At 69.6% G+C, this 14,793-nt stretch carries 17 protein-coding genes; 8 read left to right on the top strand and 9 right to left on the bottom strand.

Annotation, left to right across the window (positions count from 1 at the left end; translation table 11 throughout):
* Positions 1–9: 9 nt before the first annotated feature.
* From ACIBL3_RS23210 to ACIBL3_RS23195, 4 genes are read right to left on the bottom strand one after another with little or no spacing between them, the layout of a single operon-like run.
* The gene (locus ACIBL3_RS23210) at positions 10–813 is read right to left on the bottom strand and encodes an ABC transporter permease (protein ID WP_396355608.1); all 804 of its coding nucleotides are present in this window, start codon (positions 811–813) and stop codon (positions 10–12) included.
* Positions 813–1,595 (bottom strand): ABC transporter permease, encoded by a 783-nt coding sequence (locus ACIBL3_RS23205; RefSeq protein ID WP_396355607.1) that lies wholly within the window; start codon positions 1,593–1,595, stop codon positions 813–815. The genes ACIBL3_RS23210 and ACIBL3_RS23205 overlap by 1 nt, the downstream gene beginning before the upstream one ends.
* Entirely contained in the window at positions 1,595–2,542 is a 948-nt protein-coding gene (locus tag ACIBL3_RS23200) for an ABC transporter ATP-binding protein (protein WP_396355606.1), read from the bottom strand. The genes ACIBL3_RS23205 and ACIBL3_RS23200 overlap by 1 nt, the downstream gene beginning before the upstream one ends.
* A gap of 52 nt (positions 2,543–2,594) precedes the next feature.
* Entirely contained in the window at positions 2,595–3,323 is a 729-nt protein-coding gene (locus ACIBL3_RS23195; RefSeq protein WP_396355605.1) for an SDR family oxidoreductase, read from the bottom strand.
* A 155-nt stretch (positions 3,324–3,478) separates the two neighbouring features.
* Between ACIBL3_RS23195 and ACIBL3_RS23190 the strand changes: the two genes are divergently transcribed.
* From ACIBL3_RS23190 to ACIBL3_RS23165, 6 genes are all read left to right on the top strand, one after another.
* The gene (locus ACIBL3_RS23190; protein WP_396355604.1) at positions 3,479–4,087 is read left to right on the top strand and encodes a MarR family winged helix-turn-helix transcriptional regulator; all 609 of its coding nucleotides are present in this window, start codon (positions 3,479–3,481) and stop codon (positions 4,085–4,087) included.
* Complete coding sequence (locus ACIBL3_RS23185; protein WP_396355603.1) at positions 4,084–5,688, top strand: DHA2 family efflux MFS transporter permease subunit; 1,605 nt, start codon at positions 4,084–4,086, stop codon at positions 5,686–5,688. Before ACIBL3_RS23190 ends, ACIBL3_RS23185 begins: the two co-directional genes overlap by 4 nt.
* Positions 5,689–5,845: 157 nt before the next feature.
* A complete protein-coding gene (locus ACIBL3_RS23180) occupies positions 5,846–6,439 on the top strand; it encodes a hypothetical protein (RefSeq protein ID WP_396355602.1) in 594 nt (197 codons plus the stop codon).
* Positions 6,436–6,768, top strand: coding sequence for a hypothetical protein (locus tag ACIBL3_RS23175; protein ID WP_396355601.1), 333 nt, complete (start codon positions 6,436–6,438; stop codon positions 6,766–6,768). The genes ACIBL3_RS23180 and ACIBL3_RS23175 overlap by 4 nt, the downstream gene beginning before the upstream one ends.
* Positions 6,769–6,849: 81 nt before the next feature.
* Entirely contained in the window at positions 6,850–7,431 is a 582-nt protein-coding gene (locus ACIBL3_RS23170; RefSeq protein WP_396355600.1) for a hypothetical protein, read from the top strand.
* Between the two features lie 8 nt (positions 7,432–7,439).
* Positions 7,440–8,621 carry a hypothetical protein gene (locus tag ACIBL3_RS23165; protein ID WP_396355599.1) on the top strand — a complete coding sequence of 394 codons (1,182 nt, stop codon included), beginning with the start codon at positions 7,440–7,442 and terminating at the stop codon, positions 8,619–8,621.
* A 56-nt stretch (positions 8,622–8,677) separates the two neighbouring features.
* On the opposite strand, the gene ACIBL3_RS23160 is transcribed toward ACIBL3_RS23165, so the two are convergent.
* From ACIBL3_RS23160 to ACIBL3_RS23150, 3 genes are read right to left on the bottom strand one after another with little or no spacing between them, the layout of a single operon-like run.
* Positions 8,678–9,934 carry an AI-2E family transporter gene (locus ACIBL3_RS23160; protein WP_396355598.1) on the bottom strand — a complete coding sequence of 419 codons (1,257 nt, stop codon included), beginning with the start codon at positions 9,932–9,934 and terminating at the stop codon, positions 8,678–8,680.
* 31 nt (positions 9,935–9,965) lie between these two features.
* Positions 9,966–11,327, bottom strand: coding sequence for a glutamate mutase L (locus ACIBL3_RS23155; protein ID WP_396355597.1), 1,362 nt, complete (start codon positions 11,325–11,327; stop codon positions 9,966–9,968).
* Positions 11,328–11,330: 3 nt separating this feature from the next.
* A complete protein-coding gene (locus tag ACIBL3_RS23150) occupies positions 11,331–12,485 on the bottom strand; it encodes a cystathionine gamma-synthase (RefSeq protein ID WP_396355596.1) in 1,155 nt (384 codons plus the stop codon).
* A 184-nt stretch (positions 12,486–12,669) separates the two neighbouring features.
* On the opposite strand from ACIBL3_RS23150, the gene ACIBL3_RS23145 reads away from it, so the two are divergent.
* Positions 12,670–13,251 carry a hypothetical protein gene (locus ACIBL3_RS23145; protein WP_396355595.1) on the top strand — a complete coding sequence of 194 codons (582 nt, stop codon included), beginning with the start codon at positions 12,670–12,672 and terminating at the stop codon, positions 13,249–13,251.
* Here the strand turns inward: ACIBL3_RS23145 and ACIBL3_RS23140 are convergent.
* Both ACIBL3_RS23140 and ACIBL3_RS23135 read right to left on the bottom strand, forming a co-directional pair.
* A complete protein-coding gene (locus tag ACIBL3_RS23140; protein ID WP_396355594.1) occupies positions 13,248–13,946 on the bottom strand; it encodes a hypothetical protein in 699 nt (232 codons plus the stop codon). The genes ACIBL3_RS23145 and ACIBL3_RS23140 overlap by 4 nt on opposite strands.
* Positions 13,947–13,952: 6 nt before the next feature.
* A complete protein-coding gene (locus ACIBL3_RS23135) occupies positions 13,953–14,339 on the bottom strand; it encodes a hypothetical protein (protein ID WP_396355593.1) in 387 nt (128 codons plus the stop codon).
* 102 nt (positions 14,340–14,441) lie between these two features.
* On the opposite strand from ACIBL3_RS23135, the gene ACIBL3_RS23130 reads away from it, so the two are divergent.
* Positions 14,442–14,789 (top strand): hypothetical protein, encoded by a 348-nt coding sequence (locus ACIBL3_RS23130; protein WP_396355592.1) that lies wholly within the window; start codon positions 14,442–14,444, stop codon positions 14,787–14,789.
* The last annotated feature ends 4 nt before the right edge of the window (positions 14,790–14,793 follow it).

The following is a 14,793-nucleotide window of genomic DNA, read 5'->3' as shown; positions in this document are numbered from 1 at the left end:
CGTGAGTCGCTACTTGAGCAGCAGTTTGCCCAGGCGGCGGGAGGCGATGTACATGCCGAGGGTGCCCATGGCGGTCAGGTAGAGGGCGTTGAGGAGCAGGGACCAGCTGACGGTGCCGGTGGTGAAGGCTCGCTCGAGGACCACACCCTGGTAGAGCGGGGTGATCTCGACCAGCCAGCGGATGGCGGGCGGGTAGGTCTCGACCGGGTAGAAGGTGGCCGAGAACAGGAACATCGGGATGATCGCCAGCTGGACGAACTCGAAGTCCTGCCAGCTGCGCATGAACGTGGTCAGCGCCATCCCGGCGCCGGCGAACGCGAACCCGATCAGCACCGACGCCGGCAGCGCGAGCAGCGCCCACCACGACGACACCAGGCCCATCCCGAGCATGACCAGGATGAACATCGCCGAGTAGCAGGCGCCCCGGAGCAGCGCCCAGGTCACCTCACCGGTCGCGACGTCCCACGGCCGCAGCGGGGTCGCCAGCATCGAGTCGTAGAGCTTGGCGTACTTCATCCGGAAGAAGATGTTGTACGTCGAGTCGAAGACCGCGCCGTTCATCGCCGAACTGGCCAGCATCGCCGGCGCGACGAAGGCGGCGTACCCGATCGTGGTGCCGTCCGACAGGGTGAAGTCGCCTACCAGTTGCGCGACCCCGATGCCGATCGACAGCAGGTAGAACACCGGCTCGAAGAAGCCGGACAGGAACACGATCCAGGACCGGCGGTACATCACGAAGTTGCGCTCCACGATGTGCCGCCCGCCACCGAGCCGCAGCGGCACCGGGACGACCCGGGCTGTGAGCGTCGCCATCAGCCGACCAGCTTGCGGGTGAAGCCGCGGACGGCGAGCCACGTGCCGGTCACGAACCAGGCCAGCAGGTAGCCGACGTTGAGCAGCGCCATCCACGGATCGACCGTGCCCAGACTCAGGTCGCGGCACAGCTCGACGCCGTGCCACAACGGGCTGACGTAGGCGAGCCACTCGATCCAGTCGGGCAGCTGCGACACCGGGAAGAACGCGCCGGAGAACAGGAACGCCGGGACCACGCCGAACCGGAAGATCATCGCGAAGCCCGCGTCGTTCTCCAGCTTGGTCGCGTACGCCGCCACCGGAGCGGCAGCCGCCATCCCGACGAGCACCGCAACCGGCAGACCGAGCAACCCCAGCGGCGACTTCAGCCCACCGAATGCGGCGATCACCAGCAGGAACACCAGGCAGGTGCTGGTCACCCGGAACGCGATGAACGTGAGCTGCCCGTAGACGACGTCCGCCGGCCGCAACGGCGTCGCGATCATCGAGTGGTAGAACTTCTGCCACTTCAGCCCGCTCATCACCGGGTACGTCGCCTCGCCGACCGCGATCTGCAGCCCGGTCGCAGCCAGCAGCCCGGGCGCGATGTACTGCAGGTAGGTGACGCCACCGAGCGCGCCGGTCCCGTTGCTGTCCACGAAGGACCCGAGCCCGATGCCCATCGCGGCCAGGTAGAGCAGCGGCAGCAGGAAGCTGCTGACCAGCGTGCCCTTCCACGTGCGTTTGTAGACGGTCAGCCAGTAGTCGAACTGGCGTCGCCCGTTCTCCAAGGCGAGCGCCATCAGTCCACCAGCGTCCGGCCGGTCAACCGGAGGAACACGTCCTCCAGGGTGGAGCGCCGTACCAGCACCGCCGCGGGCTCAAGGCCACGCTCGTGTACGGCGGCGACCGCGCGCTCACCGTCGTCGGTGTAGAGAAGCAGGCGGTCCGGCAGCACCTCGATGCGCTCGGCCAGGTCCTCCACCTTCTCGGCCAGCGCATCGTGATCGGACTGCATCACCTCCGGGCCGAAGCGCAGCTCGGTCACCTCGCGGGTCGAGTAGTCGCGGATCAGCTGCGCCGGCGACCCCTCGGCCGCGATCAGGCCGCCGTCCATCACGACCAGCCGGTCGCACAGCTGCTCGGCCTCGTCCATGTAGTGCGTGGTGATGATCAGCGTCACGCCGGCCTGCTTCAGCCGGAACAGCTTGTCCCAGAGCAGGTGCCGGGCCTGCGGGTCGAGACCGGTGGTCGGCTCGTCGAGGAGCAGCAGGTCCGGCTTGCTGACCAGCGACCGGGCGATCGTCAGCCGCCGCTTCATCCCGCCGGAGAGCTCGTCGACCTTGACCTTCGCCTTGTCGGTCAGCGCAACGAACTCGAGCAGCTCGTCGGCCCGCAAGCGGCACTCGGCCCGGCTGAGACCGAAGTACCGCCCGTAGATGACCAGGTTCTCCCGGACCGTCAGCTCGGTGTCGAGGGTGTCGTCCTGCGGGCAGACGCCCAGCCGGGCCCGGATCGACGGGCCCTCGGTCGCCGGGTCCATGCCGAGGATCCGCAGCGTGCCGCCGCTGGTCGGCGAGACCGCGCCGATCATCCGCATCGTCGACGACTTGCCCGCGCCGTTCGGCCCGAGGAAACCGAACGCCTCGCCGTGCCACACGTCCAGGTCGATCCCGCGCACCGCCTCGAAGTCGCCGTACGACTTCCGCAGCCCGCGGACGTGGACCAGGGACTCCTGCTGCTCACTCACGCCCTTGACCCTAGACCCGCTTCCCGACAGTTTCTTGTTGTTTTGGGCGCAATCAGCCGCGCCCGACGTACGGCATCCCGGCGGCCATCACGGTGAGCGTCGGCACGGCGACCGACGTCGGCAACTGCGCGATCCGGACCACGAAGTCCGCGACCACCTTCGGGTCGAACGTCGGCTCGGCCGCGACCGACCCGTCCGCCTGCAGCACGCCCTGCTCCATCCGCGCGGTCATCTGGGTGGCGGCGTTGCCGATGTCGATCTGGCAGGCGGTGATCCCGTGCGCGCGACCTTCCAGCTCGAGGCCCTTGGTCAGACCGCTGATCGCGTGCTTGCTGGCGGTGTAGGCGATCCCGAGCGGCCGCGGCACGTGCGCCGAGATCGACCCGTTGTTGATGATCCGGCCACCTTTGGGGTCCTGCCGCAGCATCAGGGCGAACGCCGCCTGCGCACACAGGAACGACCCGGTCAGGTTGGTGTCCACCACCCGCCGCCAGTCCTCCTCGCTGACATCCTGCACAGCCGCCGCCGGCGCTCCCGTCCCCGCGTTGTTCACCAGTACGTCGACGCGCTCGAGCTCACCGAAGAACCCCCGCACAGCCGCACCGTTGGCAACATCCACAACCGCAGGCACCACCCGCCCGGCTGCCATCGCGGCAGTTTCCTCGAGCTTCGCCTCGGTCCGCCCCGTGATGATCACCTCGAACCCGGCAGCCGCGAGCGCGAGCGCCATTTCCCGGCCGAGCCCCGAACCGCCACCGGTCACCACCGCCGCCTGCGTCACAAAATCCACCTTTCCGCCGTCGAGTACATGTCCGCAGATTCTCCTCCACTGCGATCTGCGACCAGTCGACGACGGAAAGCAAATGAGTGGCGACTCAGTCAGGAACCGTGGAAACTCATTTGCATGCATCACGCAAGCATGTATATGCTTGCAGCATGCAAGTAAACGACGCGTACTCTCCGCAGACCCCGATCGAGGGTGTGCTGCACGCGTTCACCCGGATCGGCCGGCGGCTGAAGGGCAAGCAGCCCGGCGACACGCTCGACCACAGCGCCCACGTGGTCCTGTTCGTGCTGCGCTGCAGTGGCGCCCTGCGCTTGTCCGACCTGGCGAGCCGGATGGAGCTCGACGCCTCCACCACGAGCCGGCACGTCCGGGCGCTGGAGCAGCTCGGGCTGGTCCGCCGCTCCCCCGACCCGGATGACGGCCGCGCGTTCCGGGTCGAGCTGACCGAGCAGGGCATCGAGCAGTGGGAGGCCGGCGCCCGGCGCCGGATGGAGCTGCTCAGCGCTGCGATGGAGGGCTGGTCCGAGGACGACGTACTGACGTTCGAGCGGCTGATGACCCGGTTCGCCGACGGGGTCGCGAGCGTCGCCGACACCGGCGCCGACAACCGCACCTGGGCCGACAAGGGCTGGGCCGCGGTCGCACCACGCCTGCGGCCCGAGCGCCGTACCGAAGACGTCGCGCCCGGCGGCCCGAGCACCGAAAGCACGGGCGCCGCCCGCGAGCACACCGACAAGAACCTGGAGAGCACCAGATGAGCACCACCGAGCCCGCCACCGCCGGCGGCGCCGCGCCTGTTCCCGATAGCCCGCAGTACCTGTCCCACAAGCAGATCCTGGTCGTCCTCGGCGGCCTGATGGCAGGCATGTTCCTGGCCGCGCTCGACCAGAGCATCGTCGGGACCGCGCTGCCGCAGATCGTCAGCGAGTTCAACAGCCTGGACAAGCTGTCCTGGGTGGTCACGGCGTACCTGCTGACCTCGACCGCCTCCACTCCGCTGTGGGGCAAGATCTCCGACCTCTACGGCCGCCGCCCGCTGTTCATCGCGGCGATCGTCACCTTCCTGGCCGGCTCGGTGCTGTCCGCGCTGGCGCAGAACATCGAGATGCTGATCGGCTTCCGGGCCGTCCAGGGTCTGGGCGCCGGCGGTCTGATGTCGCTGGCCTTCGCCACCATCGGCGACGTGATCCCGCCGCGCGAGCGCGGCAAGTACATGGGCTACTTCGGCGCCGTCTTCGGCCTGTCCTCGGTGGCCGGCCCGCTGCTCGGCGGCCTGCTCACCGACGGCCCGGGCTGGCGCTGGATCTTCTGGATCAACCTGCCGATCGGCCTGGTTGCCCTGGGCATCGTCGCCGCCGTGCTGAAGCTGCCGCACGTGAGGCGGTCGCACAAGATCGACTACCTCGGCGCCGCCGTGATCACCGGCGCGGTCACCACGCTGCTGCTGGCGATCTCGTGGAGCGGTCCGACCTACGGCTGGGGCGACACCACCACGATCGCCCTGCTGGCCGCCGCCGTCGTCCTCGCCGTCGCGTTCGTCTTCGTCGAGCTGAAGGTGTCCGAGCCGATCATCCCGATGGACCTGTTCAAGGGCCGGATCTTCTCGGGGTACGCCGGGTACGCGTTCCTGCTCGGGTTCGCGATGTTCGGTGCGCTGATCTTCCTGCCGCTGTACCTGCAGGCGGTCAAGGACATGTCACCGACCCGGTCCGGCCTGGCGCTGCTGCCGATGATCGTCGGTATCTTCTCCGCGTCGATCCCGAGCGGCCAGCTGATGAGCAAGAACGGCCGCTACAAGGCCTTCCCGATCATCTCCGCGGTGCTGGTCGGCGGCGCGATGGTGCTGCTGTCCACGCTGAGCATGACCACGCCGTACTGGCAGCTCGCGATCTACATGTTCGTGATGGGCGCCGGTCTGGGCCTGTCGATGCAGATCACCGTGACCGCGGCGCAGAACAGCGTGCCCCGGCAGCACATGGGCAGCGCGACCTCGACGATGACGTTCTTCCGCTCGATGGGTGGCGCGATCGGCACGGCGGTGTACGGCGCGGTGCTCACCAGCCGCCTGAAGGAGCACCTGACCGACATCGTCCCGCACGCGACGCAGTCCATGGTCGACGGGCTGGCCAAGGCGGCGAACAGCGTCGACGCGCTGCACGCCCTGCAGCCGCCGATGAAGGGCTGGGCCCTGCAGGGTCTGGTCCAGGCGATGGACGACGTCTTCCTGGTCTCCCTGCCGTTCCTGGCGATCGCGCTGATCATCGCGGTCATCACCCCGGAGCAGCGGCTGGCCGGCCGCTCCGACGGCGCCAAGCCGGACGAGTCCGTGGAGAGTTCCGCAGCCGCCGCGATGCACTGACGGCGGCCATATGAACGAAGTGCCCCACCGGGAAACCGGTGGGGCACTTCGCGTTCTGAACCGACGCGTTCTGCGGTGTGAGACAAACACCGTCCATGACCCCGCAGAGCCCTAGGTTGCCCTGGCAGAGTGCCGCGTAGACAGGAACCGTCTGGGGATGAAAACACTCGACCGGCCGTTGGACGACGACGACCGCGCGATGGCCGACCTGGCCGAGGTCCGCGACTGGCGGCGGGTCGCCGGCCCGCACCTGGGCGCGACCGGCGGGGTCCCGGTGCGGAAGCTGATCCGCCGGGTCAAGTCCGCGACCGGCTGGAAACCGTGGCCGATCGACCGCAAGACCGTCATCGACGACCTGCTCGACGGCTGGGGCTTCCTCACCAAGCGCAACACCGAGATGGCTGTGTACGACGACCAGATCCTGCCGCACAGCCCGTTCAGCGGCTGGATCGCCTTCGAGATCGGCCGGGCCGACATGGCCGCCGCGGAGGCCGGCCTGGACCAGAACTGGCCGGCCAAATTCGACCTGGCCCGCCGGCACTGGGGAAATCCGGCGTACGTCGGAACCGACAGTGGGGTCGATTTCGTCGATGAGTGGGCAGCCGGTGCAGGGCTCGACCGCCGCCACCTGGCGGTCTGGACACCACCGGGCGCCGAGATCCACCTGTACAGCAACAAGCCGAGGAAGGATCCCTTGTCGGTGTCGGTCGGGATCCACTATGCGGTCTACCTCAACGAGGAGGGGACATGACGACAGCAGCACCCGAGGTCACGGCCCGGAGGAACCTCCGGACCGCCCTACGTGACCAGCGGACGTTCAGCGAGACCGGCCCCGGGACCGGAGCGAACAGCTCCGTCTCACCCGAGGCCCTGACCCGGGTCGCCCACGGCGCCGCGGCGGTCGCTGCTCCGAGTGCCCGGCCTTCGACCGCTCTGTCAGGCGACCTGGCGGCCAGCTTCCGCGCAGCCTCACTGCCGCAGGCCGGTCCAGGCCAGAACCCACGCACCACCAACGCCGGCGAGCGCCCCCAGACCGGCAGCGGCAAGGCCGCGAAGGGCAAGGACGGACCGGCGCGTTAGACCGGGTCCGGCTGACCCCGATCGGCACCTACTGTTCCGACCGCAGGCAGCTTGCCTACGACGAAGGGGACGCACCCTGCGATGAAGATCAAGGACAGGCCGCTCGAGGACGACGCGGCCGCGATGGCGGATCTCGCCGAGATCGCCGACTGGACCAAGATCGCCGGTCCGGACACCGGCGAGACCGGGTACGAGGTCGTCAAGGCGCTGGTCCACCGGGTCACCGCCGCGACCGGCTGGAAGCCGTGGCCGGACGAAGGGCCCAGCGACGGGTTCGAGAAGCTGCAGTCGTGGGGGTTCGAGACCCAGCGCGGCATCACGATGATCGTGTTCAGCGGCCTGGTGCTGGCGGACGTCCGGGACAGCGGCTGGTCGGCGTACGACCTGCAGCCTGAGGACATCCCGCAGGCCGAGGCCGGTCTGGACGAGCACTGGCCGGCGGCCTTCGCCTTGGCGGTCGAGAAGTGGGGTCCGCCGGTCTACGCCAGTGACTACCGCAACCCGAACTTCCTCGACGAGTACTGGCCGGGCGCCGGCTTCGACAAGCGCCACCTCGCGGTCTGGCCGCGGGTCGGCGCGCAGTTCCACCTGTACAGCGACATGCCCACCGCAGACCCGCTGTCGCCGTCCGTCGGCATCAACTACACGGTCTACCTCGACTAGGAGCGAATGTGAGCAACCCATCCGAAGGTCCCGGGCCGACGGAGGCCCTGCGCGACGGACTGGCTCAGAGGGGATTCACGCCGGAGCAGGCGGACGTGTTCGTGCAGTGGGCAGAGGTCCAGCGTGGGCTGTTCGCGGAGCAGCAGGCGCGACTGGAAGCCATGCAGCAGCAGATCGCGGCGCAGCAGGCCGCAGCGCAGCAGGCCTCGGCGCAGCAGGCCGGGCGTGGCCGCCGGGCGGCGCCGTTCGTGGCCACCGCGGCCGGAGCGGCTGCGGTCGCCTCGGACCAGGGCCAGTCCGTGATCGGCGATGTCGGCCGCTGGACTGGTGACCAGGCTGCTGCGTTCGGGCAGTACGCCAGCGAGCAGTACACCGCCGCCAAGGACGGCCTGCAGGCGTTCGGCCAGGACGTCGCGCGGGAAGCCAGCCAGCAGTGGAACTCCGCCGTCGAGGGCGTGCAGCAGTTCGGCCAGGACTTCGCCCGTGAAGCGAGCCAGCAATGGAACTCGGCCGTGGAGGGTGCGCAGAGCGCTGCCAGCGCGGTGTCCGGCTGGGCTGTGGAGACCTGGCACAGCGTGGCGGAGCCGGTGTCGAACGCGGCCCAGTCGGTGGGAGCGTGGGCCAGCCAGTACGCCGACTCCGTTGCCGCCAACCCTGGAAATGCCGCCGCGACCGCAGCGCTGGCAGCCGGCGCAGTCGTTGCCGCGACGCCGCAACTGCGGCAAGCGGTCGGGCAGGCGGCCAACGCTGCCAGCCGGTGGGGCCGGGGGGCCGTCCAGGCGACGACTGACGCCGTACGGAACGCTCCGTCGCGGCTGGCGCAGTTGGGCCGGAACGCGATGGAGGGTGCGAAGAAGTTCTACGACCACGCTCGGACGGACCCGCGTGTGGACTACGCCTTGTCCCGCATGGGTGTCCAGCCGCGGCAGGTCAACGAGGCCGCGACCGAGGCCGCCAACGGGGTCACTTCGCCCGAGACGACGCTGCCCAAGGCCGCCGAGGTGCAGGCGGGACTGGAACAGAAGGCGCTAGGGCAAGACGGATCCCAGGCGTCTGCGAGCCGCGCAGTTGTGGCCGCGGAGGCCGCCAAGACGACCGGTGCGAGTACGGAGCAAGGCGAGGCTGCGACCGCGCAGGGCAAGGGTCTCAACTCGAAGGTGGAGCGCGGCGGGCAGGGCCAAGGCCGCTGACTCTCACGACAGCGCCGCTGGGGCTTCCCCGGCGGCGCTTCGTCGTACCTGGGCCGCTAGCCGTCGGCCACTTCGGGGGACGGCTGTCTGCGCCGGGGTAGCTGGCGGCGGGGTGGTTCGGGATCGACGTCGTTGCCGGCCAGATGGTTGACGACGGCATTGAGGACCGCAGCCGTCGGTACGGCGATCAGCGCGCCAACGATCCCGGCGACGACGACACCGGTCGCGATCGCCAGGATGATGGCCAGCGGGTGGACTGCGACCGCGCGGCCGAGCAGGAACGGCTGCAGGACGTGCGCCTCCAGTTGCTGTACGCCGATCACCACGGCCAGCATGATGATCGCGACGATCGGGCCCTTGGCAACCAACGCGACCAGGACAGCGACGCTGCCGCTGATCAGCGCGCCGACCACCGGGATGAAGGCGCCGACGAAGACCAGGATCCCGATCGCGCTGACCAGTGGCAGGCCGAGGATCGCCGCACCCAGCGAGATGCCGATCGCGTCGACCGCCGCGACGATGACCGTGGCCCGGACGAACGCGGTCAGCGACACCCACGCCTTCCGGCCGGACGAGTCGGCCTTCGCCCGCGCCTGCCGCGGGAACAGCCGGATCAGCCAGGCCCAGATCTGGTCGCCCTGGTAGAGGAAGAAGAACAGGCAGAACAGCGCGATGAACAGGCCGGCGAACACGTGCGTCGCGGTGGTCCCGACCTCGGCCGCGCGCTGGCCGAGCGCGCCGCCGGAGGTGATTTCGTCCCGGACCGAGTTGAAGGCGTTGGTGATGTCCCGGTCGTCGAGGCCGAAGTTGATCCGGAGCAGGTCCCGCAGCTTCTGCACACCATCGCCGACCTGCGTCGAGAGGCTCTCGAACTGGCCGGCAATCTGGGTGCCGACCAGGGTGAGCAGACCGGACACCACGATGATGGTGGCGAGCACGGTGATCCCGGCCGACGGTCCGCGTGGGATCTTCATGCGCTGCAGGCCGTCCGTCACCGGCACCAGCAGCGCGGTGAGCAGGACGCCGACCGTCACCGGGACGACCACCTCGGACAGGTAGCGCATCCCGTACCCGACCACGAGCACCGCGGCCACGATGACCAGGAACCGCCAGGACCAGGCAGACGCGATCTGCATCGCCGGCGTCACACCGGTGTCCACCCGCCCCCGACTCGACGCGGCCACCAGGTGCTCGTCCGTGCCCGCCGAGTCCAGCACGTCGTTGTCCGCTACCGGACTCGGCTTGTCACTGCCCACCTCAGGAACATCCGCCTGAGGCACGTCGCCCTCGTCGTCCCGCCCCGCGTCGCTCATCACACCTCCGCAACTCGCCGTGGTGTCGAGACTAGTGCCCGGTCCGGACCGATCCATGAATGCGGGCTGCGAGGCCCTGGGCGGCCTGTGGGTCGAGGTCGGCGAGGAGGCCGACGCCGGCGAGTACGTAGTCCTGGTCGACGGCGATCGCGGCGTGCTCGGGGACCAGCCAGCCTTCCGCCTGTGCGTTCACCGCCACGGAGCCGAGGATCCGCTCGGCCACCTCTGGGCCGTTGTGCCGCAGCACTCCCCCGGATCCGACCAGCAGATCCACCTCGCGCAGGTCCTTCCCGGAGCGCTCGATCACCCGTCCACCCGGTCCGAACACGATCCGCTGCCGACCCGCGTGCCGCCTGATCGCCACCGTGGCCGCGATGCTTGCGAGTGTTTCGTCGTACGACGCCTCTGTCGGTGAATCCGGCAGGTACGACGGGTCGTCGTGCCGGCGGGTCGCAGCCGCCTGGAGCCCGTCGTCCTGGACAAGGCCGGCCTCGATGCCGGCGGCTACCACGGGGACCGCGCTCCAGCGCATGCCGAGGTCGCCCTCGACGGTGCGCGTGACCGGGTGCGTCGCGACCACCTCGCGTCCGAGGTTCGCGTCCTCCGGGTCGAGCTCGATCACCGAGTGCACGTCCGTGGTCGCGCCACCGATGTCCACGACCGCCACGTCGCCGTGCAACCTGGCCAGCACTTCGACACCTCGCAGTACGACGTCGGGCGTGGCGGCTCGGACCATCTGCGCGAACGCCGGGTCCTTGGAGAGGTTCTTCCCGCCGATCACATGCTTCAGGAACATCTCGCGAATCGCCGCCCGCGCCCCGTCCGGCGCGAACACGCCGATCTCCGGTACGACGTTGTCCGCCAGGACGTGCGGCACGTCGGCGAGGATCGCGGCGACCTCGGCCTGCGCGTCGATGTTGCCGGCGACAACAACCGGGCGGCGCCAGTTGTACTTCGCCAGCGTCTCGGCCGCCTTGAGCAGGACGGCCGAGTTCCCACCATCCGTGCCGCCTAGCAGCAGCACGACGTCCGGCCGGTCCTTGCGGAGCGCCTTGAGCGACGTCGCGGTGAGTCCACCGTTGACCACGGCAACCACTCGCCCACCGCTCGACAACGCGACCCGGCGGCCGGCCTCCGCGGTGACGAGCTCTTCGTTGCCCACGACACCGATCCGGAGACCGCCGGCCGCGCTGGAACAGGCCAGCACCTCAGCTTTGGCCACCCCGCGATCGACGTCCTCGAGCGCGGCCCGGCAGGCGTGCCAGCCGTCCATCACGTCGGTGCCGATCGTGGTGCGGTGCTCGGCCCGGGCGATCAAGTCGCCCGAGCCGGAGTCCACCGCGATCGCCTTCGTGAACGTCGACCCGAAGTCGACCGCGACCAGAAGGCCCATCGATCAGGACATCGCGCGGTCGAGGTCCTGGAGGAGGTCGTCGATCGTCTCGATGCCGACGCTCAGCCGGATCAGGTCGGCCGGCACCTCGAGCGGCGTGCCCGCGACCGAGGCGTGCGTCATCTTGCCCGGGTGCTCGATCAGCGACTCCACACCGCCGAGCGACTCGCCCAGCGTGAAGACCTCGGCCTTGTTGCAGATGTCGATCGCCTGCTCCTCGCCGCCGGAGACGCGGAACGAGACGATGCCGCCGTACCGCTTCATCTGCTTGGCGGCGGTCTCGTGACCGGGGTGACCGTCGATACCCGGGTAGAGCACCTGGGTGACGGACTGGTGCCGCTGCAGGAACTCGACGACCCGCTCGGCGTTGTCGCTGTGCCGGTCCATCCGGACGCCGAGGGTCTTGATCCCGCGCAGCACCAGCCACGAGTCGAACGGACCGGCGACCGCGCCGATCGCGTTCTGGTGGAAGGCGATCTTGTCGGCCAGCTCGGTGTCGCGGACGATCAGCGCGCCGCCGACGACGTCGGAGTGCCCGCCCATGTACTTCGTGGTCGAGTGCACGACCACGTCCGCGCCGAGCTCCAGCGGCTGCTGCAGGTACGGCGAGGCGAAGGTGTTGTCGACGACCAGCAACGCACCCGCGTCGTGGGCGATCTGGGCCACGATGGCGATGTCGGCGACGTTCAGCAGCGGGTTGGTCGGGGTCTCCAGCCAGACCACCTTGGTCTTGCCCGGGCGGATCGCGGCGCGGATCGCCTCCGGGTGCGTGACCGCAGCCGGCGTCATCTCGACACCCCAGTTGCCGAGCACTCGGGCGAACAGGCGGAAGGTGCCGCCGTACGCGTCGTCGGGGAACACCACGTGGTCACCCGGCACGCACAGCGAGCGGATCAGGGTGTCCTCGGCGGCGAGACCGCTGGCGAACGCGAACCCGCGGTTGCCGCCTTCGATCGCGGCCAGACACTCCTCGAGCGCGGTCCGGGTCGGGTTCGCCGACCGGGAGTACTCGTAGCCGTTGCGGAGCCCGCCGACGCCGTCCTGCTTGTAGGTGCTGGTCGCGTAGATCGGCGGCACCACCGCACCGGTGGTGGGGTCGGGCTCGTTCCCGGCGTGGATGGCGAGCGTCTCGAAGCCGTAGTGGTGTTTCGTGTTCACCGGACCAGCGTACGGCCTGGTCTGGTAATGCTCGCGCCCGCCGTCCACAGCTGAGACGAAGCGAGGGATCCAGGTTGTCCACAGCCGCGTCGAACCCGCTGGCGACTGACCCGTGCCGGGCTCTACCGTTGCGGTCAGTGATTGCCGTGGTCAACACGTGGAACGGGAAGGACGACCGCGCCGGATGAAGACACAAGCCAGGCCGCTCGACCAGGACGACCTGGCGATGGCAGACCTCGCCGAGGTTCGGGACTGGACCGTTATTGCCGGTCCGGACAACGACGACTCCGGCCCGCAGGTCGTCCGTGCGCTCGTGAACCGGGTGATGAGGCACACACCCTGGCAACCGTGGCCGCTCCAGCCGGGTGAGGTGATCGCGGACGAGATGGTCTCCTGGGGATTCACCACCCCGAGGGGTACGACGATGATCGTGTTCGACGGACTGGTGTTCTCCGACTGCCCGGACAGCGGCTGGTCGGCGTACGAGATCGGGCCGGACGAGGTCGCCGCCGCCGAAGCCGGCCTGGACGCGCACTGGCCGGAGCACCTCGCGCTCGCGACCCGGCACTGGGGCCCGGCGGACTACATCGGCTCTGACAACAGCCCGATGTTCGCCGACGAGTGGGAGCCCGGTGCCGGGGCGGGCCGACGGCACCTGGCGGTGTGGTTGCGGCCGGGGGCGCAGCTGCATCTGTACAGCAACAAGCCCAGCAAGGACCCGCTGACGACGTCGGTCGGGGTCAACTACGCGGTCTACATCGACTAGGAGAGCCGATGAGCACGCCTGCCCCCGAACCGTCCCGGCTCCGCCGCGCGTCGAACAACGTCTCCCGGTGGCGCGACACCCGGCGCGGCACCAAGCAGATGAAGGCCGGGCTCGCGCTGGCCGCCAACACGGCTGCGCGGACGAATCCTGCTCTTCGTGAGCAGATCGGTCGCGCGCGGCTGACCCAGGCCCAGCTGCAGGAGCTGGTTGAGAGCCACTATGCGGCTTCTTTCGGGAGCCAGCAGGGGCAGGACCGGTCCGCGCTGGTCCAGCAGACCATCTCCGACCGGATCCAGGCCGCGGGTCCGGGGCGGCGCAACCGGATCTCCCGGTGGTTCGACCGGCGGCGCGGCACGAAGGCGCTGACCGCGGCCCTCACGCAGGCGGCGAAGGACGTCAAGAACATGGACGGCAACGTTCGGCAGCACGCCGGGCAGCGCCGATTCACCGCCGCTGACCTGTCCGATATGGCGATGGACCACATCCGAGAGGTCATCCGCCCCGAGGGCATCCCCGGCGCCGCTCCACCCGGTCAGCAGGCTCAACAACAGCAACAACCACAGCAACAGCAGCAGCCCGACCTCGACCCGCTGCAGCAGGCCCAGCAACAGGTCGAGCTCGCCCGCCTGCAACACGAACAAACCCGCCTCCAACTGGAATCCCTGCAAATGCAGGTAGCCATCCAGTCCCTCCAAACCCAACTAGCCAACCAAGCCGCCCACACCCAACAGCCCCAAGCCCAGCAGCCCCAAGCGCAGCAACCGCAGGCGCAACAGCCGCAGGCGCAACAGCCGCAGGCACAACAGGCCCAGGCACAGCAACCTCAGGCACAGCAACCTCAGGCACAACAGCCCCAGGCACAGCAACCTCAGGCACAACAGCCCCAAGCACAGCAACCTCAGGCGCAACAGCCGCAGGCGCACCAGCCGCAGGCCCAGCAACCCCAAGCGCAGCAACCGCAGGCCCAGCAACCCCAGGCGCAACAGCCGCAGGCCCAGCAACCCCAAGCGCAACAGCCTCAGGCGCAACAGCCCCAGGCACAGCAGCCCCAGGCACAACAGCCCCAGGCACAGCAACCTCAGGCGCAACAGCCTCAGGGGCAGCAGCCTCAGGGGCAGCAGCCGCAGGTTGCGGCTGCGGTGGAGGGGGCGGAGGGGCGGGCTCCTGCGCCGGATTCGCCGGAGGCTTGGGTGGCGGCGGGGTCGGGGAACGGCGTCCAACAGCCTGTCCCGCTCCAGCAACCCGCGGCCCAGCAAGGCGACCCACAGCAGGCAGCCACCCCGGAGGACGAGGCCGCCGCGGCCAACCAGGGCTGGCAGCCTCCGGCGGAGTTCCAGACCGCCGGCGTGTCACCACAGAACCAGGCCGACCTCAAGAGCGACGTGAGCCTCGCGGCCCACGCAGCCTGGACGGGCCAGGCCCCGCCCAGCGTCTCCGCCGAAGGCCCGTCCACCGACGCCGGCGAACGCCCGACCGGCAGCGAACACCACCGCACCCAAGGCCCGTCCACCACCCGCAAACCCACCCAGGAACGCTGACCCC

It is taken from the genome of Kribbella sp. NPDC050124, from assembly GCF_044460355.1.
Taxonomy (GTDB): Bacteria; Actinomycetota; Actinomycetes; order Propionibacteriales; family Kribbellaceae; genus Kribbella.
Note: the sequence above shows the minus strand (reverse complement) of the source record. Positions and strands in the feature narration are given on the sequence as shown.

Excerpts from the sequence above, each read along its gene's own strand:
- ACIBL3_RS23210 (WP_396355608.1), bottom strand. The coding sequence starts at position 813 with ATGGCGACGCTCACAGCCCGGGTCGTCCCGGTGCCGCTGCGGCTCGGT.
- ACIBL3_RS23205 (WP_396355607.1), bottom strand. The coding sequence starts at position 1,595 with ATGGCGCTCGCCTTGGAGAACGGGCGACGCCAGTTCGACTACTGGCTG.
- ACIBL3_RS23190 (WP_396355604.1), top strand. The coding sequence starts at position 3,479 with ATGCAAGTAAACGACGCGTACTCTCCGCAGACCCCGATCGAGGGTGTG.
- ACIBL3_RS23185 (WP_396355603.1), top strand. The coding sequence starts at position 4,084 with ATGAGCACCACCGAGCCCGCCACCGCCGGCGGCGCCGCGCCTGTTCCC.
- ACIBL3_RS23180 (WP_396355602.1), top strand. The coding sequence starts at position 5,846 with ATGAAAACACTCGACCGGCCGTTGGACGACGACGACCGCGCGATGGCC.
- ACIBL3_RS23175 (WP_396355601.1), top strand. The coding sequence starts at position 6,436 with ATGACGACAGCAGCACCCGAGGTCACGGCCCGGAGGAACCTCCGGACC.
- ACIBL3_RS23170 (WP_396355600.1), top strand. The coding sequence starts at position 6,850 with ATGAAGATCAAGGACAGGCCGCTCGAGGACGACGCGGCCGCGATGGCG.
- ACIBL3_RS23160 (WP_396355598.1), bottom strand. The coding sequence starts at position 9,934 with ATGAGCGACGCGGGGCGGGACGACGAGGGCGACGTGCCTCAGGCGGAT.
- ACIBL3_RS23155 (WP_396355597.1), bottom strand. The coding sequence starts at position 11,327 with ATGGGCCTTCTGGTCGCGGTCGACTTCGGGTCGACGTTCACGAAGGCG.
- ACIBL3_RS23145 (WP_396355595.1), top strand. The coding sequence starts at position 12,670 with ATGAAGACACAAGCCAGGCCGCTCGACCAGGACGACCTGGCGATGGCA.